At 46.5% G+C, this 22,797-nt stretch carries 16 protein-coding genes and 3 tRNA genes; 3 read left to right on the forward strand and 16 right to left on the reverse strand.

The features are described 5' to 3' along the window. Positions 1–5 precede the first annotated feature (5 nt). From BGP75_RS20855 to BGP75_RS20870, 4 genes are all read right to left on the reverse strand, one after another. Positions 6–1,910, reverse strand: coding sequence for a DUF1302 domain-containing protein (locus tag BGP75_RS20855; protein ID WP_233152991.1), 1,905 nt, complete (start codon positions 1,908–1,910; stop codon positions 6–8). A gap of 534 nt (positions 1,911–2,444) precedes the next feature. Next, positions 2,445–2,795, reverse strand: coding sequence for a PilZ domain-containing protein (locus BGP75_RS20860; protein WP_076720828.1), 351 nt, complete (start codon positions 2,793–2,795; stop codon positions 2,445–2,447). Between the two features lie 208 nt (positions 2,796–3,003). Continuing rightward, positions 3,004–3,354, reverse strand: a complete 351-nt coding sequence (locus BGP75_RS20865) for a PilZ domain-containing protein (RefSeq protein WP_076720829.1) — start codon at positions 3,352–3,354, stop codon at positions 3,004–3,006. 108 nt (positions 3,355–3,462) lie between these two features. Next, on the reverse strand, positions 3,463–5,061 hold the full coding sequence (locus BGP75_RS20870) for a tetratricopeptide repeat protein (RefSeq protein WP_158070148.1): 1,599 nt from the start codon (positions 5,059–5,061) through the stop codon (positions 3,463–3,465). 535 nt (positions 5,062–5,596) lie between these two features. On the opposite strand from BGP75_RS20870, the gene BGP75_RS20875 reads away from it, so the two are divergent. Then, complete coding sequence (locus BGP75_RS20875) at positions 5,597–6,520, forward strand: histone deacetylase family protein (RefSeq protein WP_076720830.1); 924 nt, start codon at positions 5,597–5,599, stop codon at positions 6,518–6,520. A 138-nt stretch (positions 6,521–6,658) separates the two neighbouring features. Here BGP75_RS20875 and thiI read toward each other — a convergent pair whose 3' ends face one another. Both thiI and BGP75_RS20885 read right to left on the reverse strand, forming a co-directional pair. After that, positions 6,659–8,110 carry a tRNA uracil 4-sulfurtransferase ThiI gene (gene thiI, locus BGP75_RS20880; protein WP_076720831.1) on the reverse strand — a complete coding sequence of 484 codons (1,452 nt, stop codon included), beginning with the start codon at positions 8,108–8,110 and terminating at the stop codon, positions 6,659–6,661. A gap of 149 nt (positions 8,111–8,259) precedes the next feature. Beyond that, the gene (locus tag BGP75_RS20885) at positions 8,260–10,245 is read right to left on the reverse strand and encodes a methyl-accepting chemotaxis protein (protein ID WP_083704961.1); all 1,986 of its coding nucleotides are present in this window, start codon (positions 10,243–10,245) and stop codon (positions 8,260–8,262) included. A 264-nt stretch (positions 10,246–10,509) separates the two neighbouring features. Between BGP75_RS20885 and BGP75_RS20890 the strand changes: the two genes are divergently transcribed. Next, the gene (locus BGP75_RS20890; RefSeq protein WP_076720833.1) at positions 10,510–12,246 is read left to right on the forward strand and encodes a bifunctional diguanylate cyclase/phosphodiesterase; all 1,737 of its coding nucleotides are present in this window, start codon (positions 10,510–10,512) and stop codon (positions 12,244–12,246) included. Positions 12,247–12,354: 108 nt separating this feature from the next. Here the strand turns inward: BGP75_RS20890 and BGP75_RS20895 are convergent. The 7 genes from BGP75_RS20895 to BGP75_RS20925 form a co-directional block, all read right to left on the reverse strand. Further along, positions 12,355–12,431: transfer RNA gene (locus BGP75_RS20895), tRNA-Arg, on the reverse strand. 94 nt (positions 12,432–12,525) lie between these two features. Next, positions 12,526–12,602, reverse strand: a tRNA-Arg gene (locus BGP75_RS20900). Positions 12,603–12,614: 12 nt separating this feature from the next. Beyond that, positions 12,615–12,704, reverse strand: a tRNA-Ser gene (locus tag BGP75_RS20905). 66 nt (positions 12,705–12,770) lie between these two features. Further along, the gene (csrA, locus tag BGP75_RS20910; RefSeq protein ID WP_076720834.1) at positions 12,771–12,953 is read right to left on the reverse strand and encodes a carbon storage regulator CsrA; all 183 of its coding nucleotides are present in this window, start codon (positions 12,951–12,953) and stop codon (positions 12,771–12,773) included. Between the two features lie 158 nt (positions 12,954–13,111). After that, a complete protein-coding gene (locus BGP75_RS20915; protein WP_076720835.1) occupies positions 13,112–14,350 on the reverse strand; it encodes an aspartate kinase in 1,239 nt (412 codons plus the stop codon). A gap of 36 nt (positions 14,351–14,386) precedes the next feature. Next, positions 14,387–17,014, reverse strand: coding sequence for an alanine--tRNA ligase (gene alaS / locus BGP75_RS20920; protein ID WP_076720980.1), 2,628 nt, complete (start codon positions 17,012–17,014; stop codon positions 14,387–14,389). A gap of 196 nt (positions 17,015–17,210) precedes the next feature. Then, positions 17,211–17,678 carry a regulatory protein RecX gene (locus BGP75_RS20925; protein WP_076720836.1) on the reverse strand — a complete coding sequence of 156 codons (468 nt, stop codon included), beginning with the start codon at positions 17,676–17,678 and terminating at the stop codon, positions 17,211–17,213. Between the two features lie 212 nt (positions 17,679–17,890). On the opposite strand from BGP75_RS20925, the gene BGP75_RS20930 reads away from it, so the two are divergent. Then, a complete protein-coding gene (locus BGP75_RS20930) occupies positions 17,891–19,150 on the forward strand; it encodes a valine--pyruvate transaminase (protein WP_076720837.1) in 1,260 nt (419 codons plus the stop codon). Positions 19,151–19,231: 81 nt separating this feature from the next. Here the strand turns inward: BGP75_RS20930 and BGP75_RS20935 are convergent, their stop codons facing one another. The 3 genes from BGP75_RS20935 to BGP75_RS20945 all read right to left on the reverse strand — a co-directional run bounded on the left by BGP75_RS20935 (position 19,232) and on the right by BGP75_RS20945 (position 22,776). Further along, the gene (locus BGP75_RS20935) at positions 19,232–20,185 is read right to left on the reverse strand and encodes an FHA domain-containing protein (RefSeq protein ID WP_076720838.1); all 954 of its coding nucleotides are present in this window, start codon (positions 20,183–20,185) and stop codon (positions 19,232–19,234) included. Continuing rightward, the gene (locus BGP75_RS20940; RefSeq protein ID WP_158070149.1) at positions 20,176–21,486 is read right to left on the reverse strand and encodes a serine protease; all 1,311 of its coding nucleotides are present in this window, start codon (positions 21,484–21,486) and stop codon (positions 20,176–20,178) included. The genes BGP75_RS20935 and BGP75_RS20940 overlap by 10 nt, the downstream gene beginning before the upstream one ends. A 306-nt stretch (positions 21,487–21,792) precedes the next feature. Further along, positions 21,793–22,776 carry a TIGR01212 family radical SAM protein gene (locus BGP75_RS20945; protein ID WP_076720839.1) on the reverse strand — a complete coding sequence of 328 codons (984 nt, stop codon included), beginning with the start codon at positions 22,774–22,776 and terminating at the stop codon, positions 21,793–21,795. Positions 22,777–22,797 lie beyond the last annotated feature (21 nt).

The raw sequence follows: 22,797 nt of genomic DNA on the forward strand, positions 1-22,797 counted from the left end.
ACAGATTAGAATGAAATACCAATACTGGCCGAGATGAAGTCACGATCTTTAGTGATGTTATAATCACCACCGAAGAAGCGAGTGTAGGAAATGCCCGCATTATAGGTGTTCAGGTAGTCAGCATTCAGAGCAAGCCCCAAAGCCTTGCGTCCCTCAATAAACCCGCTGCTAGTGGCTGGCGAATAGCCATCAACATCATGAGACCAGGAAATGCTTGGAGTCAGGTTAATACCGGCCAAGACATCGTTGTAGTTAAAAACAGCCCGTGCTCTATACCCCCAGGAGTCTTCAGTAACAAAGCCATCATCGCCATCCTGGCCATATTCACTGGGCCTACCGTATCGAACCCCACCGTCACCTGCTTCGGAGAAACTATGCACATGAGTAAACGCCAACTCCCCCACCAAAGCCACACGACTGGCTCCCATCACCTGATCAATAAAGCGAACCAGCGTGACCTGAGCCTGAGATATGTCATAGCTGTCATAACCGCTTACCTCAGAACCTGAGGTCAAACCATTGACCAGCGTATTTTGAATACCCGCTCCCACACGTGCATTAACAGGATTAACAGCCCCATTTGATAGTACCTGAGTCCCTCCCGTTAAAATGGCGGCAACAAGATCTGCACCGTTTATCTGAAACGGCACATCCTTGTGATGACTGAACTCACCCGAAACAGCGAACTCCCCCACATTCGTGGCAAAGCTCAGACCAAGCATTTGAATATCTTCAGGGTATTCGGTGAAATAGACTGGATTCTGACCTAAAGGATCACCCGGCAGGAAGGTATCAGGTTGACCATTACCATCAAGGTCACCACTAATCTGGTTAACACCGGTCGTCATACCACTGGCCATAGGTTGCCGGCTATGGTAGTTCATAAAATAGAAACCGAATTCGGTATCATTCAGCTCTTCTGCAATATACCGAAAGGCCAAACCATACTGGCCATCATCATCCGCTTCTCGTGTGTCTCCTCGCTTAACCGCAAACCCATTGGCTACGGCAGCCGCATCATCAAGGATAAGTGGTATAGCCAGCGCAGCTGTCCCTATTGTCAGGGTATTACAGCCCTGTGCAATATAATCCACTGTTGAGAAGTAGGTACCGCAGCCATCCACTGCCGTCGCTTCCCATTCCAACTGATAAAAACCTTCAACGCTTAGATTATCAGTAACTCCAAGATTACCGTAAAGCATATTAACCGGAAGCAGGCCTTCCTTTATTTCTGCACCAGGCCGCCGAAAGGCAGAAACATCTATGGGATTAATCGCGTTAACACCACCACGAATAAAAGTACTTTCTCCCCAACTGACTACCTGGCGACCCAAGCGAGCATCCAGTACCATGTCTCCGAGATCAAACTCACCATAGACAAAGGCATCCAGAATTTCTGCACCGGAAAATTTGGCATAATCATTAAAACCTTCATCGCTTAAAGGCTCACCACTGGCATAATTATTTGCGACGTTGCCCCAGGATCGATCACCATCCTCCAGTTCAAAGTCATACCAGTATTTACCACGGGCAAAAAAACCAACGTTTTCATACGTTAATTCAAGATCATGGACACCTTTGAGTATTTTGGAAAAGGCATCTCCATCATCAAAGTTAAGGTTTCCGTCATCATTTACACCGTTATGGGTAACTGACCTGGCACCCCCATTCCCTCCGGAAATTAAAGAAGGATCCCGGTCCTCTGCTCTCCAGGAGACACCCATTGAAATCTGGGAGTTAAACCGACCTTCGACTTCACCGAGGTTAAAGTCCACAGCCTGTGCGGTGTTCACGAAAATTGAACTCAGGGAAAGAGAGGATGCAATTATAGCCAACGACAGCTTTGTACGGCGGCTAATTCCAGCCATTTGTACAGGAGTCCTTGGCGTCATCGTTATTTTTGTCGCCATCAATGCCACCTTCATTACATTCAAGATCAAATACCGAAACTATCGCTTCGATCAATCTTGGAACAGACACAAGCAGCATGTGCACAGTGTTGCATCCATACCACCAAGTCTTTTGTTATTGTTTTCTTCGGTTTCAACTAACTGATTACAAATAATGACTCAGGTGTAATGCTATACCAGCGATAGCCAGCCTCAACAGCTGCCATTACTGCACAGTATCACCTTCAACCACTATCACCTTTTGTCATCAATAACGTTTAGTCGAACTACCACCGACTGCAAGCCCTTAGCAGTTGTAGCCATCATCGGGATTCAACGCAAGAGCTTCAATGACAAAAAAACCCGAAATCGCTTACAAAATCATCCAAGCAATTGGCTGAGTCAATTTTTAAGCAGGTAAAATGAGAAATGACAATTAAGAGGAAATGCTATTGGATTCACGGGAGTCATATTGATGGAGAGCCAAACACTAAAGCTCGATTGTCTGTCTGTACGAATTAAGGAAAGCTGCTTGGACTATTCAACCGAGACACATCAAGAGGCCAAAACGCTGCCCTGCTTTCCGGTATAGCGTCGGATAAATTCAATGTACTGATCTGAAGGTTTCAATAACCGTAAACCGATAGCTGAACCAAGTCTGGACTCCAGGAAGTTACTGTAAATAATCTCTCCTTCCAAAGTAAAATAACAGATCATTCCTGTACACTTAGATACAACCTCAACCCGAACGGGCTCGCCGACCACTAGTGCTTTTCCCAATATAACGTTCATTCCCTGTTCAGACACATTGTCAGTACTACCAGGGAGCTGCTCACCATTCAATCGAGTCAGAGTCGCTTTCCACACCACGTGGACGCGATCAATCGATCTGCTTTCAGTAACCATAGGTACTCTCCCAACATCTGATCAAGAAACCAATACTAAAAGTTTACTATACCTAAAATCCTTGTTTTTCACCTTGACACAGATCTACATATTTGATCGTTTTTTGGTCACCAGATACAATCGGAATTGCTAACCCAGACTGTTCATTTGAAGAGTTATTTCTGAAGGATACAGACCATACTAAAGAAAGGTCGTAGACGTTTTCAACTTACCCTGCCAAGACTGCGGCCTGTAAAGGCTCGTAACTACTGACCATACTGACGTAGGCATCATCAGGATTTAACAGCTTGACCCCAATAGCGTTCCCCAAATTTGAATCAAGCATGTAATTGTAAATGACTGTACCAGAGAGGCTAAAAAAACAGGCTCGGCCTGTACATTTTGAAACCACATTGATGTCTAATCGCTCCCCCTCTATAAGTGGTTTATCGATAATAATAAACATACCATCAATCGATACATTAGCAGTACTACCCATAAACTGTTCGCCATTGAGCCGGCTAATAATCGCTTTCCAAACGACATGGCGGCGCTTATTGCCTCTGCGCTCAGCAGTCATCGCTACCCCTTACTGCCAAAAAAAGCAGTATTTATGCATTGAATCAGGTTATCGAAAAACTATCACGGCTAAGCAGGTTGTCGACCATAACCCTACGCTCTTGAGCATCTATTTCAACAAACTGCCTAATGAGCCTTCTGGTAAGTTACTTATTAGCATAGTACTGAATTCATCCAATTGTTTGAGTTTTTGCTGGTGGCTCTTGGTATCAACCAACCTCTGAGCCAACTGCATATATCGCTTGAACATTTTAAGTCTTTCATCACTGCGACTCGGTGTATCTCTCGCTGCTTCCAAAAATAACTGGGCCAGATTAAGCAGAGCAGCAACATTCTTTTTATCATGCTCAAATGCCATACCAAAGTAACGGATAGCCTGCCCGGGCTTTCCCGCCATATAGTTCCTAACACCAATGCGATTGACTTTCGCACTCATCACCGGATCCTGTTGTTTACCCGAAACGGCAGGCTCCTCTCTCTGCTGCACTATTCGAGGGGGCTCCTCAGCAAGAACCTGCTGTCTGATTTTCTCCAAATCAACATCCAGTTCGGCTTCATGGGCTGAACTTCGTGCCAGCTCAAGATAGGCAGCGGCTCGTTCCTCTTCTCCCAGATCCTGATGAGTTTTAGCCATCAGTAATTCAGACCGAACTTTTATCTCAGGATCCTTAGGAAACCGCCGCTGCCCCCGTGCTAATAACTTCTCGATCTCTGTGAGGCCCTGTTGTACATCATGCCCCTCTTCCAACATTCGCATCCGATGAATATTGGCAAGGCGGATAAAAGAATCAGGGCTGGCTTGACAGCTATGCTCTCCCAACGAAATAGATTTTTTATAGGCTTGCTCAGCAATATCCAGATTCTTAGTATGAGTCGCGACTCTACCCAGCTCCAATTGTCGAGTGAGACCACGAGGTGAACGTCTTGTCGCTTCTTTTAAGGTATCCTGTGCCTGCTCAAGCCGTCCGCATGCCTCATGAACACGAGCAAGCAGATCATAGGCTGGAATTAATAGCGGATGATTGCCGATAAGCCCTTCAAGTAAAGACTGTGCTTCATTCATTTTGCCCAGATGAAATTGACTTTCTGCCAGATAATAGCCTGGCTGCAGCTCTTTGCCGGCCCAGTAAAGTCCTTCAAATACTGCTTCAGCTTTTTGGTATTGACCGGTATCGAGTAACAGTCGCCCTTTAATTAATTGAGCTTGATAATAGTTAGCATCAGATTTGCCCAACAAACTGTCACAGAGTTTGATCGCCCGATTGGGGGCATTTCTCTCAATCGCTTTCTCAATAGGCTCCAGAGCAGCCCGTCGGTGGCACAAGTTATCCAAACGAGTACGCAATTCGCTCATAGTAAAAGGCTTAATCAGCACTTCGTCCGGTTGAACTTCGATGGCGAAAAGCATTGATTCCTGGGAAGGGTCACTGGACATCAGCACCCAAGAACAGGTTGGCCTCATCAGCTTTCTAAATCGAGCTTCTTCCAGTAACTGAAGGCCTGAGTAACGGTCATGAATATTATGGCCAAGAAGAATAATGTCAAACTCATTCTCTGCAATATCATCCAACACTCGCTCACTAATAGTAACAGCTCTAACGCGCGCAAAACCCAAACTCTCAAGCATCGACTTGATGGTTGATCTCAGATTACCGCTGCTGTCTATTAAAAGAACTCTCAGCTTGCTGTAGTCGATAGCCGAAGGCAATCCTGACTCCTTTAGGAACAGCTGCAAAAACCAAAAAAGATAGCTTTAAGTTGAGCGATAAGCAATATTCTATTCGAGCAGTTAAATGCGAGACTTACCGACTGATAAGACCAGTAGTGCAGCAGCCAATATATAGTAAGTATGGAGGAAGAAAACAGGTAAGCAAAAAAAACGCCGTAAGAAGGGTGAGTCCGACGGCGCTGAAATACAGTTCTATGCTGTGCTGAGCATGGTAAACATGCCACCGCCATTCGTAACTGACCCAGATCAATTCTACTCAATCGGCTATCGCATCCAAGTGATTCAGAATGGGCTACAGCTTAACAGGTAAAAAAAGCATGGCGAAAACCAACTGAATAATACGGAGCTACACTTCCATTAGTTCTGATACCCTAAGCCTTGGTAACCTGGTTACTCGACCTTTGACTAAGCGCTGCTAATACAGTATTCAAGTACACTAAGAGCCCTGGAGCGGATCTGCAGTCTATTCGTGGCAGGACGCATTTGCACTTGGAACGAGGACAATAATAACGTTATGGTCACTACCTATATCAGTCATCAGGACTGCGGCCTACATAACATGGGGCCTGAGCACCCTGAGAGTCCAATTCGTTTATTGGCAATTGCCCGTCATCTAGAACGAACAGGCCTTAAGGATCAAGTAACTCAAATGCAGTCTATCCATGCCTGTGAAGAGCAACTGTTGCTGGCACACGCGCCACTGCATCCCAAAAGGCTGCAAATGAAGCTGCCTGAAAAAGGCATTGTTTATACGGACGATGATACAGCCCTGTGCCCTGACTCCTTACATGCGGCCAGTCTTGCGGCAGGGTCAACAATATTAGCCACCAACCGCGTAATCAGTGGCAAAACAACCAATGCATTCTGTGCCGTACGCCCCCCCGGCCATCATGCCGAACACAATATGCCCATGGGGTTCTGTTTTTACAACAATGTAGCTATTGGTGCTATGCATGCTTTAGCACAGCCCGGCATTGAACGGGTCGCCATATTTGATTTCGATGTCCATCATGGCAACGGCACTGTGGATATATTTAAGGATCGGCCAGAAGTATTGGTCTGCTCAACGTTCCAACATCCCTTTTATCCAGAACGCTACAGCAATATTAGCCGCCCAAATATAATCAACTGTCCTTTAGCTGCTCATAGTGACGGAAAAGCTTTCAGAGAAATTGTAGAACGCCGCTGTTTACCGGCGTTACAGAATCACAAACCAGATATGATTTTTATCTCAGCCGGTTTTGACGCCCACTGGGAAGACCCCTTGGCGGACTTAAAACTCAATGAAGAGGATTATCGCTGGATAACCCAATTACTGATGGATACCGCTCGTCTCTATTCAAATAACCGCATCGTTTCCGTACTTGAAGGTGGATACAATCCTACCTCATTGGCATACAGCACAGCGGCTCATATAGAAGCCCTTCTGGGCTTCTGACCTCAAAACTGGTGGCTATTGAGCCTCGCGGAGCCTCTGAAAACCAAAGGCTCTTTCGATTTATGCAAGCGCGTTATGCCTCACCCTTTCCCGAACGGGAACAATATAATCCTGAAATAGCAAAAGGTTAACCAGCAATCAAGGACGATAAATCTTAATGTTACTGTATCCGCGTTCTTTCAAATAAAGCGCATGTAACTGACTCATCACCCCCTTGGGGCAATAGAGTAAATATTCCTGATCAGCCTCAAGATTGGCAAATTCGGTTTCCAAACTATAGAACGGAATCTTCAACACCCTGACTCCATCCAGTTCCAAAGGAGACTCTTCCTCTTCATCTGGATGGCGGATATCGATGATTATCTCTCCAGATTTAATCTGCTGCTGAGTTTCTACTTCAATTTCCGCAATCGCCTCTTCAGCAACTTTATCTATCCGCATGACCCTGGCATCAGCAATGGCTTGATCCAAAACAGAGAAATCAAACGCGCTTTCTTCCTTTTTTATTCGATCAGCTCTCGCGTGAGTTGTAGGCCGATCAGAAATAACGCCACAGTATTCAGGCATGCTTTTTGCGAAATCATGAGTCCCGATCTGTTTCGATAAATCAATAATGACCTGCTTATCAGCCGTTATTAAGGGTCGTAACACTAATTTATCCGTAACAGAATCAATGACCGCCAGGTTAGGCAATGTCTGACTCGAGACCTGAGCGATACTTTCACCGGTCACTAAAGCATATATACCCATTCGCTCTGCTACCTGTGAAGCCGCACGTAACATCATTCGCTTTAGAACAACCCCCATCTGAGAATGATGCACGCTGGTAAGAATCTCTGCTACGACCGCTTCAAATGGTACTGTTATAAATTGAACCCGATGAGAGGAACCAAAGCGTTGCCAGATGTAATGGGACACCTGCTTCACTCCGGTTTCATGAGCAGCACCACCGAGATTGAAAAAACAGTAATGAGTTTTACAGCCTCGCTTTAAGGTCATATAACTGGAGACTGTGGAGTCAAAACCGCCTGAAATCAAAGATAAAACAGCTTCCTGACTCCCCATAGGGAAGCCACCAAGCCCTTCATAACGATTCTCAACAATGTAAAGCTTCTGGTCCCGAACTTCTAACTGCACCTTTACCTCAGGATTGTGCAAATCAACACCCGATGCATCGGTATGTTGTAGCAACCCTCCACCCACAAAACGCTCAAGATCACCCGATTTAAATTCATGCTTGCCTGCTCGCTTAACCCGCACGACAAACCGCTTACCGGCTATTTTTTCAGCATAGGCCTTCTTGGTCAGCTCAAACACTTCCTGAAAGCTACCCAAAGGATATTCATTGACTTCCATAAAATGAGCAACGCCAGGAGTGCTGCCCAAAGCATCAACAATGGCTTTTTTGGTTGATTCATTCTCAATAGGAACCTCAACCAGAATCTTGTCCCATTGACCACGAACCGTCGATTTTTCTTCAATCCGCCGCAATACTATTTGCAGATTTGACTGCAAGCGTTGAATAAAGCGCTTGCGCACGGGCTTGCTCTTGATGGTGATTTCTGGAAAGAGCTTTACAATAAATTTCATTACATCTGCTTCTTGCTAGGACTGAAAAGGGGGTGATTATACCGAATGCAGTAGCAGAGGGGAAAAATCCAGCCGTATCTAAATTCATCCGAATAATTTTTCCAGCAGTAGAACAGCCCAGCAACACATGAATCCAACTGCATCTGGGATCAAATTACGTACCTGTCTACCAGCAGATTAAGGCTGTGGCTGACAGCCGTCAGGTTTTCACTCTGTTGACGAGCATTGCTGGTACGCTCTGCTGCCTTTTTCGAATGAGTTTGCACATCAGCCATACTCTCCTGTACAGAATCTGCTGAGCAGGATTGTTCTTCTGTAGCTTGAGCAATCAGGGTATTCATACCGTTAATCTGATTGATAGCCGTTACCACCTTGCGCAACCTGTCACCCGCCTGTTGGGAATGTTCCACTGAATGCTGTGCCTGACTTTGCTGACGAGCCATTGCTTCAGCCACCTTAGTCGATGAACTTTGCAGTCCATCAATGATCTGTCTGATTTCCTGAGTTGATTCTGCTGTTCTTTGTGCCAGTTGACGTACTTCATCAGCAACAACGGCAAACCCTCGACCACTTTCTCCCGCTCTTGCTGCTTCTATTGCAGCGTTTAATGCCAGTAAGTTGGTTTGATCCGCTATGGATATAATGACATTCAAAACTGATTCTATATTCTGAGAATCTTCCCGCAGGCGCGTAATCATCGACGCCCCTTCTCGCACGTCTTCCGCAAGCTCACTAATAGTTTTCTCCAGCCTAAACATAACTTCCGCACTTTGATTAACAGAATACTGACCTTCATTAGCAGAAGATGCCGCGTCCACTGCATGACTCGCGACCAGATTGAAGGACTTAAGTAATTCAGCAACCGTCCGTATCGCCTCATCTGTACGCTCAGTCTGCTGTGACGTTCCCTCATGTATTTCTTCAGCGAAGCAGCCTATGCTCTCACTAACTTGCTCAACCCTCGCCACTTCCAGCCTGATTTCCCGAACAAGCTGGTACAAATAGCCCTGTAACTGATTGGCGCAACCTGCCAGCTCATGAAGCTCCGTCAGTCCCATTTGCTGTTCTAATACGTCAGAGAAATCACCACTGCTTAACTTACGAATATAAGCAGAAATGATACATATCCCGGATAACACCCGGGCCTGGACAATCACAGTAAAGCCCCCCACAAGAGTCAGCACTCCTAGAAACAGGGTCATTGATACAATAACCAGGTTCTCTGCGTCAGACCTCAATTGATCGATGTAATTTTTACTCTGCCGTACACGATTCTCAAGGGCATTAGTAAGCATTGACACTTTTGTCTCAGCAATTTTCCCAAGCTCAATGAGATCAGCAGTGCGCTTTAACTCGGGTAAATAACGCCTGGACAGATAAAGAATTTCATCTGTGATTTCGCCTCCTGCATCAACAACTTCCAGCATAGCAGAAGTATCAGAACGCCTCTCATCCAGGCCCATCATCGATTCAAAAGAATCTTCTTCAGGTTCCTGCTCAACGCCTAATAACGGAAGTTGTTTCAAAGCCACAGCTTCACGCTCTATTTGCTGGCTGATATTAGCAATGCTCCTCTCAATTTCCTTCGACGGTTGCTCAAAATAGCGACTTCTCAGTACAGACCGTTCTGCTGTTTTATATAGGATACGAGTAAGCGTCTGCCGCAGATTATTGACAGGACCCACAGAAGCCGTCCCCTCAGCACGGTCAATATAGTCTTGCAGGCTATCCAGTGAAGCCAACATTTCCCGCTCGTTCTGTACCAGCAGCCCCTGGATACCGCTGGCCAGCTTTCCGGCCGCTCGCAAGTCCACTTCCAGGCTTGCTTGCAGATCATCAATAGCCGGTAGCAAACTTTCCTGCAGCGTCAAAGGAAGCTCGGACACTGAGACACGAAGCTCCCCTTCCAAAAAATTCTGTGCCAGACGCAACCCGGAAGCATTCCCGGTCTTAAGGTAGTCATCCACCAACAAACGTGTCTTTACTGAGATTTGCTCGACAGTTTTAAAGTAGGCCTCGTTAAGTTTGAATGGCTCTTTGAGTTTTTCCAGCCCGAGAAAAACACTGCCTGCCATCCCGATAATAGCCACTAACCACATACCAGAAGATATTCGTGTCAACACGGAAATACGCATACATAAAGCTCTCAGTCGATTTATGAACGACCATCAAAATAAGTCTTTTTAATGACTGTTTTATGACGCCTCCTTTTCCTATAAAACAGCCTCCTTTAAATACAGCGGACCACTGTCATCAATCGGTCATATATTAGTGTTCGAATTAAACGGCACTCCCAAACCCTGCCTAACTGCGTTTGTTACTAACCTGAGTAGTCTGTTGCTATGTCATTAAGTTGTACGATTACCAAGATCCCGCTTGCTCGGATTGAAGAGGGCGAAATGATTAACGACGAACTCGAGAGCATCCTCTCAGAACAACGCCTGACGCCCCTGTTTATGCCGATTGTCAACACTCAAGAGCGCAGTATATTGGGCTATGAAGCGCTTATTCGAGGCCCCTCAGACAGCCCTCTCCACTCCCCCGCAACGCTATTCAAAACAGCCCAGAATTGCGGCCGCCTGCTTGAGCTCGAACTTCTTTGCCGCGAACTGTCGATGAGACGCTTTGAACACTTAAGGCTTGAAGGAAAGCTTTTCTTAAATGTGACTCCCGCAACTCTGCTGGAACCGGACTTTCGCAGCGGCATGACATTAGAGCTCATGGAGAGAATAGGCTTTGATGCAAACCGGGTGGTTATAGAGATTACTGAACAACTTCCAATCGACGACTACGATCTAATGAAAGAAGCCACTTCTCATTATCGAGAATTGGGGTTTGAAGTTGCTTTGGATGATCTGGGTGCAGGCTATTCTGGACTTCGCTCCTGGTCGGAACTCTGCCCACATTACGTAAAAATAGATCGCCACTTTATCGAAGGACTGGACTCAGCTCTCATCAAACAGGAATTCGTTCGCTCAATATTGGAGGTTGCTCGCAGTATTAGCTGCCAGGTCATTGCAGAAGGGATTGAACGAATTGAAGAGCATAGAGCGCTTAATGATCTGGGAGTAAAATTTCAGCAAGGATATTATTTTTCGCGCCCTTCAGCTCAGCCACCCAGAGAATTAGAACGCCAACTCTTCCGCTACAGTAACGGCAATGCCGCGTCCCCGGCACTAAGTACCCAGCAAAACCTGGCCTCAATTACACATAGACGTAATCCAATAGCATCAGACCACCCTCTTAACAAAGCGGTAGAACTGTTTCGTCAGCAGCCAGATGTCCATTCACTTGCTGTTGTTGATGCAGGCAGACCGGTTGGCTTACTCAGCAGGGAAACCTGCCTGGGACTTTATTTGATGCCCTTTGGACGTGAGTTACATGAAAGAAAACCCGTTAGCAGTTATATGGATAAGAATCCTCTTTGTCTGGAAGAGCGCAGTGGCCTGGAAGCAGTGAGTGATCGTATTACCCGAAGCAGCACAAAAACACCACACTCCGATTTTGTTATCACCAGTCATAATCAATACTTAGGCATTGGCAGCATTATAGACCTACTAAAACTGGTCGCAGAGCATCAGGTTCGAAATGCCCGCCACGCAAATCCATTAACCTTATTACCCGGAAGTGTCCCAGCAAATGAGGAGATAAGTAGACGGCTGCAACAAAAACAGCCCTTTGCTGCCAGTTATATTGACCTGGATAATTTCAAGGCTTTTAACGACTCTTATGGATATGAAAAAGGAGACCAGCTGATAATCTTCCTTGCTGAATGCATCAAAAAATCCACCGATGATTCAGTCGACCTGGTCAGTCATATTGGTGGCGATGATTTTCTGATTTTATTTGGCAGTGCCGATTGGCAACAACGATGCGAACAAATACAGCAAGAATTCCAAAATGGGATAGGTCGGTACTACAATGATGCAGACCGAAAAAAAGGAGGAATAAAAAGTACAGATCGCACTGGCCGAGAGAGGTTCTTTCCGCTAGCCACACTCTCTATCGGCATAGCCCTCCCTGACTTACAGCTTTGCGATAGCTACCATGACGTAGCAAGACTTGCCAGCGATGCCAAGGGATTAGCTAAACAGCAACAAGGTCATTCCTTGTTTATAAATCGACGAAAAGGATAGCCAATAAAAATCTTAATATAAATAGAGAAGAAACCGGGTCAACCTGAAAGTCAGATTTCCAGCAATGCAGTCGAGGAAAACAGGCAAGAAAGGTAACTTGAAAAAAGATGGCGCGCCCGAGAGGATTCGAACCTCTGACCGCCTGGTTCGTAGCCAGGTACTCTATCCAGCTGAGCTACGGGCGCGCAAGGTAAAACACTTCTTGAAGGAAAAATCTCCACGCTCACGATTAAATGAGCATTTTTGCAAAACCGATCTTATGAACGACTTTGCAAAAATTGGCGCGCCCGAGAGGATTCGAACCTCTGACCGCCTGGTTCGTAGCCAGGTACTCTATCCAGCTGAGCTACGGGCGCACACTTCGTTGATGGCGGTGAGCGAGGGATTCGAACCCTCGATAAGATTTCTCCTATACGCCCTTAGCAGGGGCGCGCCTTCAGCCACTCGGCCAGCTCACCAACAACGGAGACGCATATTACCCAATTGATTTTCTAAAAGAAAGTGGAAAAATAAAAAAATGGGGATTAATCCTCATTTTTCTCTTTCTCCTTCTGAATGCGCTGGTAGATCTCCTCACGATGGACAGAAACGTCCTTAGGGGCGTTCACACCGATACGGACTTGATTGCCTTTAACACCTAGCACAGTGACGGTTACATCATCACCAACCATCAAAGTCTCACCCACGCGACGGGTCAGAATTAACATAGAGTTCTCCTTAACTATGCCTTGCCCTCAACCTGACGGATTGTCAAGAATACAGGTTATAGCTCCCAATACCTTATTCAGTATAGACGGCTAACAATCCAAAGCGATAGTGCTTCAAAAATTAAATAAAAAACGTCAAAACCAACTTATCCTGAGACTCAGGATTCGCTGACAACCTCGGCTTCATCAAGCTCAAACGCTGAATGCAAACCACGTACAGCCAACTCCAAATATTTTTCAGCAATAATCACTGAAATTTTAATCTCTGAAGTAGATATTAGCTGAATATTTATCGACTCTTTTGCAAGCGTAGCAAACATCTTACTTGCAACGCCTGCGTGAGAGCGCATACCAACACCAACAATAGACACTTTGGCTATTTTATTATCACCAACAACTTCTTTCGCGCCTAGCTCCGCAGATACGCGCTGGAGAATTTCACTGGTCCGTTCATAGTCATTACGATGCACAGTAAATGTAAAGTCAGTGGTTTTATCTTCTGCCACATTTTGCAGAATCATATCCACTTCAATATTAGCATCACTAACCGGTCCTAAAATCCGGCTTGCCACTCCTGGAATGTCAGGTACACCCAATACCGTCAGTTTTGCCTCATCGCGATTAAACGCGATACCTGAAATTACCGGTTTTTCCACAGCGTTTTCTTCCTCTATGGTAATCAGCGTACCAGGGCCATCCTGGAAGCTATGCAGCACCCTCAGAGGTACCTTATATTTACCTGCAAACTCTACTGCTCGGATCTGCAACACTTTAGATCCAAGGCTGGCCATCTCCAGCATTTCTTCGAAGGTGATCTTTTCCATCCGACGCGCACCTTCAACCACTCGCGGGTCTGTAGTGTAAACACCATCTACATCAGTATAGATCTGGCACTCATCAGCCTTCAAGGCTGCCGCCAAAGCCACACCGGTCGTATCTGACCCACCACGCCCAAGAGTTGTTATATTGCCTTTTTCATCAACTCCCTGGAATCCGGCAACAACAACAACACGCCCCGCTTTCAGGTCTCCACGAATATTCTCATCATCAATATCCCTGATTCGGGCCTTCATGTGAGCATCATCAGTTAGAATTCTAACCTGACTGCCGGTATAAGAGCGGGCTGGACAGCCGCGCTTATTCAGGGCCATACACAACAATGCAATTGTTACCTGCTCTCCGGTAGAAACCAGCACATCCATCTCTCTCGGAGTAGGTGTGTCCTGAATATCCTTAGCAAGCCCGATCAGTCGGTTGGTTTCACCGCTCATCGCCGAAACAACCACAACAACATCGTCACCACGTTCACGAAAGGCTTTAACTTTCTCCGCTACCGCCTCTATCCGCTCAACAGTACCGACGGAGGTGCCTCCGTACTTTTGTACAATCAGTGCCATCTTCTATCTCGAATATACGTTAATTCTACTGAACCCTCAGGCCCGGCCTTCTATCCACTGCTTTACAGAATTCAAAGCAGCTGGCAGCTCAGCAGGATTAGTGCCCCCACCTTGTGCCATATCAGGTCGACCGCCCCCTTTACCGTCAATCTGTTCAGCCACATGTTTGATCAGATCTCCAGCTCTATACTTAGCTGTCAAGTCTTTGGTCACTCCAGCAACAAGACTTACTTTTTCACCCTCAACGGCTGCTAACACAACAACCGCAGACCCTAGCTTGTTCTTCAATTGGTCGAGAGTATCGCGAAGTGATTTAGGGTCAGCTCCATCCAACTTAGCCGCTAACAGTTTAATACCCTGAACTTCCTGCGCCTGACCGGCTAAGTCAGCACCTGCAGAGCTTGCCAGTTTTGCCTTCAGTTGATCGAGTTCCTTCTCCAACTGGCGATTACGATCAAGCAATGTACTCACTTTATCGACAACAGAGTCCCGAGATCCCTTAACCATTCCGGCAACCTGGTTAAGCCGCTCCTCTGTCTCAACCAGCCAGTTCAGAGCGGCAGCGCCAGTGACAGCCTCGATGCGTCGAACGCCCGCAGCAATTCCGCCTTCTGATACAATCTTAAACAGACCTATCTCACCCGTGCTTGATACATGGGTGCCACCACAGAGCTCCAGAGATACGTCTCCCATGCTCACGACCCGGACGTCATCATCATATTTCTCACCAAAAAGCGCCATTGCACCTTTGCTTTTGGCCTCGTCGATATTCATAACTTCAGTGTTGACGGAGAGATTACGACGAATCACATTATTGACCTGAGCCTCCAGTGATTTGATCTCATCATTACTAAGCGCATCGGAGTGGGAAAAGTCGAAACGCAAGCGAGCGGCATCGACCAAAGAACCCTTCTGATTGACGTGGTCACCCAGGGTAACCCGAAGCGCAGCATGGAGCAGGTGAGTAGCTGAATGGTTCAGTGCCGTGGCCTGACGAGCCTCTGGATTAACGGCCGCCTTCAAAGAGCTACCGATACTAAGCTCTCCCTCAACAACTTTACCGTGATGCAGGAACGTTTTACCCTGCTTGGTGGTATCTGTGACTTGAAAGCGAACACCATTCCCGACCAGTGTACCCACATCACCCACCTGGCCACCGGACTCCGCATAAAAAGGTGTCTGCTTCATGGCAACGATACCTTCAGCACCGGATGCCATATTGTCAACAGCCTCACCAGCGGCAACCAGGCCATCAACTTGAACGTCTCCCACCAGACTATGATAGCCCTCAAATGTAGTATCAAAATCAAACTGCAGACTGTCGTTATAATCGACTGAGAAATTGCCGGCAGCACGGGCTCTTTCCCGCTGGGCATTCATCGCAGATTCAAAACCAGCCAAATCCAGAGTTAAGTCACGCTCACGAGCAATATCGGCAGTAAGATCGACGGGGAATCCATAAGTATCATAGAGTTTAAACACGGTATCCCCTGGGATCTCGGTGCCATTAAGATCACCGATATCCTGCTCAAGAATCCGCATACCCTGTTCTAACGTTTTAGCAAACTGCTGCTCTTCTTTACGCAGGACTTTCTCAACACGAGCCTGCATTTCCAATAACTCGGGGTAGGCTTCACCCATTTCTTTAACTAATGGGGCCACCAGCTTATAGAAAAACTCACCTTTGGCCCCCAGCTTGTTACCATGTCGAATAGCTCGGCGCATGATTCGGCGCAATACGTATCCACGACCTTCATTTGAAGGTACAACCCCATCAACAACCAGAAAGGCACAAGAACGAATATGATCGGCAATAACCCTCAGGGACTTGTTTTCCATTATTTCGGGGTCAGTGCTTTCAATAACAGTTGCCACAGCCCTTAGTAGATTCTGGAACAGGTCAATTTCATAGTTGCTGTGAACATTTTGCAAAACCGCAGCGATGCGCTCAAGCCCCATCCCGGTATCAACAGAGGGTTTCGGTAACGGGTTCATTGCTCCATCTGCAGAACGGTTGTACTGCATGAAAACGATATTCCAGATTTCTATAAAACGATCACCGTCTTCTTCAGGTGTTCCCGGAGGCCCCCCCCAGATATCAGCACCATGATCATAGAAAATTTCTGTACAAGGCCCACAGGGACCCGTATCACCCATTGCCCAAAAGTTATCAGAGTTATAACGTCCACCTTTGTCGCCAATACGAATAATCCGCTCTTCCGGCACGCCGATTTCATCGCGCCAGATAGCAAAGGCTTCGTCATCCTCTTGATAGACTGTCACTGAAAGCTTTTCTGTCGGAAGTCCCAGCCACTGTTCAGAGGTTAACAACTCCCAGGCAAACTTAATTGCATCTTGCTTGAAATAATCTCCAAAACTGAAATTACCAAGCATTTCAAAAAAAGTATGATGGCGAGCGGTATAACCAACGTTATCCAGATCATTGTGTTTGCCGCCAGCCCGGACACAACGCTGGGAAGTCGTTGCTCGCGTGTATTTACGCTTATCACTTCCAAGAAACACATCTTTAAACTGAACCATGCCGGCATTGGTGAACAATAGCGTTGGATCATTGCCAGGCACCAGAGAGCTACTGGCTACCACTTCATGGCCCTGCTGATTAAAGAAATCCAGAAAAGCTTGACGAATCTGAGCACTGGTCATGTAGTTCATAAACTGCGTTCACCAAAAAGCCGGTTCATACCGGTAACCCCAACGGAGTTGGGAGCTACACCTGTTCAGTCTGGCCATCATGAGTGCAGATAATTTGCACCGCTAGCCTGACATTTTCCAAAATCGGCCTAGTATACATGTAGTCAATAGACTCGAAAACCTCCAAAGTACCCTTTACAGGCGGGATTTAGCATTGTTCAAGGTCTTCTTGGGCTACTTTTATCGCTTCTTGAACCTGATCATAGGAAAATCCGCGATAGAGTAGAAAGCGAACCTGCTGAGCATAGGCTTTACGATCAACCGGTTTCTCCATGCCAAACCTCTTGCACCGTACTTCCAAAGCAACGCGATACCAATCAACATCTTGCTCTTCCATAACCCGAGAGATGATGTCCTGACAAACACCTCTTTGGCGAAGATCCTGCTGAATCCGGCTGGGTCCTTGCCCTCTGGATACTCTCGAACGAACAAAACTCTCCGCAAATCGACTGTCACTTTGCAGACCTTGTTCATGCAACTGATCCAGCAATGACTCAACCTGTCCTAGATCCCTGGTGCGGCGCATCAGTTTATCCACAAGCTCCTTGCGGCTGTGCTCTCTTCGCGCCAAAAGTCCAAGCGCGCTGTTTCTGATATCCGCATCGTCACCTTTCACTCTGTATAAAACCTCCAACCTGTTATAAAACCCAGATAGTTAACTTTAATATATTGTCCAATGTCCTCGAAAAAAACCAAAGGAATCTGTTGGTAGGTTCCCAAGACCTTGAAAGAGTTCAGGCCTCTTTCTTTACACGGAATGCCTCGATAGAATAGCCACCGCTAACGGAAGCCCTCAGTTTAGACTAAACTGCACATCAGGAAACTGCTATGAAACTATCCTCTTTCGGTAATAAGTTCACTTCCGAATCAGGCATTCTATCTTTGATGGATGACCTGGGGAATGCGCTGGCTGGCGATCAGGATATGATCATGATGGGAGGTGGCAACCCAGGCCACATTCCTGAAGTTGAAACCATCTTCAAACAACGTCTGGAACGTATTACGGAAAACCCTAAAGAATTCCGCCACCTTATCGGTGTTTACGATCCTCCTCAGGGTGAAGTCGAATTCCTGGAAAACCTGGCGAAGCTGCTCAATAAAGAATTTAACTGGAATATCAGTCCTCGTAACATTGCTCTTAGCAACGGTAGTCAGTCCGGCTTCTTTATGCTGTTTAATATGTTCGCCGGGAAGTTTGACGATGGCAGCCATAAACAAATACAGCTCCCCCTGGCGCCAGAGTATATTGGCTATGCCGATGCGGGTTTATCCCGGGATTTTTTCACTGCCGGTCACCCTCAAATAGACTTGCTGGATGAACATAGCTTTAAATACCGTGTCGATTTCAACGATATCAGTATCACTGAAAAAACCGGAGCTATTTGCGTTTCCCGACCCACTAACCCGACCGGCAATGTCATTACTGATGAAGAACTGCATAAGCTTGATCAGCTCGCCAGGCAGCACCAGATCCCATTATTGATAGACAGTGCCTATGGCACGCCGTTTCCAAACTTGATCTTTACAGAAGCCAATCCGCTTTGGAATGACAACTGCGTTGTCAGTATGAGTCTCTCGAAACTAGGGCTACCCGCAGCCCGGACTGGAATCATTATCGCCAACGAAGAGATCATCAATGCACTATCCAGCATCAACGCTATAGTCAATCTGTCGACTGGCAGCTTTGGCGCCGTATTAACACAGGATCTTGTACGTAGCGGCGATATTATCAATATAAGTCGAGATTTAATTCGCCCTTATTATCAGCAAAAAGTCTATCAAACGATTGAATGGTTTGAACAGGCCATGGGAAACCAGACACCCTACTTTATTCATAAGCCGGAAGGAGCCATGTTCCTCTGGTTGTGGTTTAAAGATTTACCAATAACCAGCTTGGAGCTTTACGAACGCCTGAAGGACCGAGGAGTGCTGGTTGTCTCCGGGCACTACTTTTTCCCCGGAATAGAGGAAGATTGGCGCCACAAGCAAGAATGTATCCGGGTAACCTATTCCCAAAGCGAGGACAAAGTCCGTACCGGTGTAGAGATTATTGCGGAAGAGGTACAGCGAGCATACTCGCACGGGTAACTGCTTTAAAAGAACCTGAACGACCATCGACTAAGCTGTTTTTCATTGCTTAGTCGTCGTTTAACCCAACTGAAAAACCACTCATTCCTGCACAGATTCAAAATCAAATACTTTCCGACTCTGCTCAAGGTATTGCGACTTACTCACCACTTGATTCAGCTGGAGATCAGGTGAGAATAACAGGTGGCTATACTTTGGATATGCCCGAAATTCTGATATTTCTGATAATTGAGTAAAAGCCCCAAATGCAATCAACAGTAAGGCAGGGAATAACGCGATCAGATGGGCTCCCCACCCCTTGAGATGAGTCGCTAAAAACAGGCTGGAGCGGAGCAAAAATAGAACGATCCCTCCCGCCAATAAAAATTCCAGAAAAACCTGCCACGAGGAAATATTCAAATTAAATAAAAGCCACTGTAGAAGATATTCTCCTAAGTGTAAGCTTATCAGCGTAAGAATAATGATAACGCAATGCCCTAAAAACCGGCCATCGTGACGAAATATTCGCCCCAATAGTGCCCAGACGCCAGCGTACGCCAGGACAATTGTGAAAACGCCCAACAACTCGCCTACGTGAGTCATTAGACTGAATGATCCTAAGGAGCTCAGTCGCTTTTCCAGGAGGATCATCGCAATCAGTAAGCAAAGTCCCAATGCAACAATCCAGACTTTTGATACCTGATTAAATACCGATTCCATGGATGAAAGCGCTAAAGCTTCTGGAACAGGTTGATCGGCCCGAAAGACCCGTAAATGGGACTTTCCTAAAGTCAGGGTTTCGCCAGATTCCAGTGGCTGGGAGGTCGATCTCAACCAGGAGCCTGCCACCTGAATACCATTACGACTATTGATATCCCTGACTGAGAGTTCACCATTCTCATCGCAACCTAGCTCACCATGAAATGCATCGACAAAAGGGTCCGTCAGAATAACGTCATTTCGATATGCCCGCCCCAGTGAAACAGGTAATCGTGAAAACCGTTGGCGCTCGAGAACAGCTCCAGACCGGCCTACGCGTTCGACAACTACTTCCATCCTACGCTACCTATAAACTTCTCGGTAAATTTCATCGCCAGCTCCTGCTCCACCCCCGCCAACGTAAAATGGCTAACCAACGCCTGGTCTTTCCGATTGATAGTGGCAGCGATATAAAAGACATCGTATAACTTGGGATAGTTCTTGTATTGTCGACTACAAAAGGTTGCTTTATAAACAGTATCTGCCCCAGATTTTACCTGCGCCCTGTAAAAATCATTGTTACATTGAAAATTCGTTACATCCTCTCTTGACGCTCTATTTCCAGGTCGAGCCCCCGACAGTGCGCGCTCCAGTGCGCTGTAGAAAGTCCAGGAGCTCAGCTCCTCTGTTTCCAGGTAGGTAAACTCGTATTCAAAAAAACCGGTATTGAAGTGCGTTCCCATATAAATGTAATTATCGCTGTGGCAACCCTTGCTGATGGTGCGCAAACCCGTCTTCTGTCCGGTATCAGAGTCCCCCCAGCAAACCACAAAAGGAGCCATTTCGCCCACAATCTGCCCGGCACCAAGCTGATCTTCTTGCCAGGGGTTTTCTATTAACTGCGAGAACATTTGCTCTTGCACATCATGCAGTTGCTGCCGAATTCTGCTCTCCAGGTCAATAGGAGAGTCCAACCGCTTGTGCTGCTGATCCAGTAAGGTCTTTAGCCGCTCGATAGGAACCAGAAAACTAATCTGATTTCCGGCCGTTGAAACATTTATTCCTACAACTTCACCAGCTGAATTAAGAGCAGGCCCACCGCTCATTCCCGGATTAATCGAGGCAGTCAGGTGAACTCGCTGAAAAAAACTCGTTTCCTTGATGCCATTATAGGTTCCAGGTACGACAGTCATGCCAATATCCATAGGATTTCCAAATGAGTAGATTGGCTCTCCCTGTCGAGGCATAGAGTCAGCAAGCTGGAAGGCGTTTCCAGAACCACCCTGCCAGTACAGCAAGGCCAAATCATTAACCACATCAACATCCAGCAACTGTAACTGATTGTAGCGAGCCCCCATGTATTCGATCTCAATTCGGTAACGGTCTGGTTTATTTAACAAGGCTGAAATCACATGATAATTTGTCGCAATGACGTTTCCTTCAGCTACCAAAAAGCCAGAACCTATGGCAGATTTACTTTCAGAGGCTATATCAATGACTTTGACCTGAACGATGGACTCACTGAATTGCTGAAACAGCTGATCAGCACTCTCAGCCTGGGCAGCTACAGAAAAAAGAGGAAAAAAAAGAAACAACAGACAGCGAAGAACCAACGGTCCAGCCAACCTGTGATGCGTACAGTTAACAACGTTGAGCAAACCCCTTGTCTCCAATTTCTGACGTGACAATAAATACTATCAACTATGCGGATTTCCCTGATTCGTCATGAAAATCAACACTAAAGCATTGATTGTATACGCCAAGACGGACCCGGTAGCAACCGTTTCAGACCGCAAAAATCAGAAAGCAAAAACAGCCTGGAATTAAAACGGTATACGCGAATCATCAGCCACTGGGCTATTGCTCACCAATACACCCGATAATTTGCAACTTTTGTGATTTGTAACTTCTGCTATTTATCGCCATAGTGATTTATAGAAACTAAAAATTATAGCGACTCTGATTTAAGCATACTGCAGAATGGGAATACTCTGTTCTTCCTGCAATATCAGCTCATTGCTGCCATCACTTGCTCTTTGCCAACCCTTCCCCGCCAGTCCTAATGCGATGGCATTGAGCACATCCCACTTACGTGCACACCATTGCGGCGCTAAAAGAATAGATCGTTCGGCAGTACCTGTCAGCCGGTGAAAAGTAATCTCAGGTGGCGTTCTGCGAATAATTTCGACAGCAGCTTCAACATAATCATCAAACGGAACTCCCGACCAGAGACCCTTTTTCCATTGCCGCGCCAGCTGAGTTCCTTTAACGATATGCAGCGGGTGTAGTTTCAACCCCTGGGTATTTGTCGCTTGCTCGCCCAACTCAAGCACCCTGTCCAGACTTGCTACGCTATCCATTGCGGTCTCTCCAGGCAGACCAACAATCAGGTGGGTACAAACCTGCAATCCTCTTAGCTGGCAGCGCAAAATAGCATCCTGATACTCGGCCCAGCCATGTCCTCGATTAACGCGCTCTAATGTGGAATCATTTGCAGACTGCAACCCAAGTTCTAACCAGACTTCATGACCTTGGGCTTGATACTCAGCTAACAGATCAAGCACAGGGTCCGGGACACAGTCCGGCCTGGTCCCCACGGAAAGACCGATAACATCGGGTTCTTGCAACGCATCATCATAGAGCTGTTTAAGATAATCTATATCTGCATAGGTATTGGTATAAGCTTGAAAATAAGCCAAATAATGCCGGGCACCGGTACGTTTTCGAATGACTTGCCGCCCCACTTCAATCTGTTGTGCCACCGTTGGCGGTTGCTTGCTGTTGGGACTAAATGAAGCGTTATTGCAAAAAGTACAGCCCCCCAGCCCTTTAGTGCCATCACGGTTTGGACAGGTAAAACTGGCATTGATCGAAACTTTATGAACACGATGTCCATATTTGATTTTCATATGGCGGCCAAACGTATTGACCTGATCAGCGAGTTGCATAAAAGGCTCCAAAATTCCAAG

This window comes from Motiliproteus sp. MSK22-1 (genome assembly GCF_001968815.1).
Taxonomy (GTDB): domain Bacteria; phylum Pseudomonadota; class Gammaproteobacteria; order Pseudomonadales; family Balneatricaceae; genus Motiliproteus.

Excerpts from the sequence above, each read along its gene's own strand:
- BGP75_RS20885 (WP_083704961.1), bottom strand. The coding sequence starts at position 10,245 with ATGCGTATTTCCGTGTTGACACGAATATCTTCTGGTATGTGGTTAGTG.
- BGP75_RS20935 (WP_076720838.1), bottom strand. The coding sequence starts at position 20,185 with ATGGAAGTAGTTGTCGAACGCGTAGGCCGGTCTGGAGCTGTTCTCGAG.
- BGP75_RS20860 (WP_076720828.1), bottom strand. The coding sequence starts at position 2,795 with ATGGTTACTGAAAGCAGATCGATTGATCGCGTCCACGTGGTGTGGAAA.
- csrA (WP_076720834.1), bottom strand. The coding sequence starts at position 12,953 with ATGTTAATTCTGACCCGTCGCGTGGGTGAGACTTTGATGGTTGGTGAT.
- BGP75_RS20855 (WP_233152991.1), bottom strand. The coding sequence starts at position 1,910 with ATGGCGACAAAAATAACGATGACGCCAAGGACTCCTGTACAAATGGCT.
- BGP75_RS20945 (WP_076720839.1), bottom strand. The coding sequence starts at position 22,776 with ATGCAACTCGCTGATCAGGTCAATACGTTTGGCCGCCATATGAAAATC.
- thiI (WP_076720831.1), bottom strand. The coding sequence starts at position 8,110 with ATGAAATTTATTGTAAAGCTCTTTCCAGAAATCACCATCAAGAGCAAG.
- BGP75_RS20890 (WP_076720833.1), top strand. The coding sequence starts at position 10,510 with ATGATTAACGACGAACTCGAGAGCATCCTCTCAGAACAACGCCTGACG.
- alaS (WP_076720980.1), bottom strand. The coding sequence starts at position 17,014 with ATGACCAGTGCTCAGATTCGTCAAGCTTTTCTGGATTTCTTTAATCAG.
- BGP75_RS20915 (WP_076720835.1), bottom strand. The coding sequence starts at position 14,350 with ATGGCACTGATTGTACAAAAGTACGGAGGCACCTCCGTCGGTACTGTT.
- BGP75_RS20865 (WP_076720829.1), bottom strand. The coding sequence starts at position 3,354 with ATGACTGCTGAGCGCAGAGGCAATAAGCGCCGCCATGTCGTTTGGAAA.
- BGP75_RS20930 (WP_076720837.1), top strand. The coding sequence starts at position 17,891 with ATGAAACTATCCTCTTTCGGTAATAAGTTCACTTCCGAATCAGGCATT.
- BGP75_RS20875 (WP_076720830.1), top strand. The coding sequence starts at position 5,597 with ATGGTCACTACCTATATCAGTCATCAGGACTGCGGCCTACATAACATG.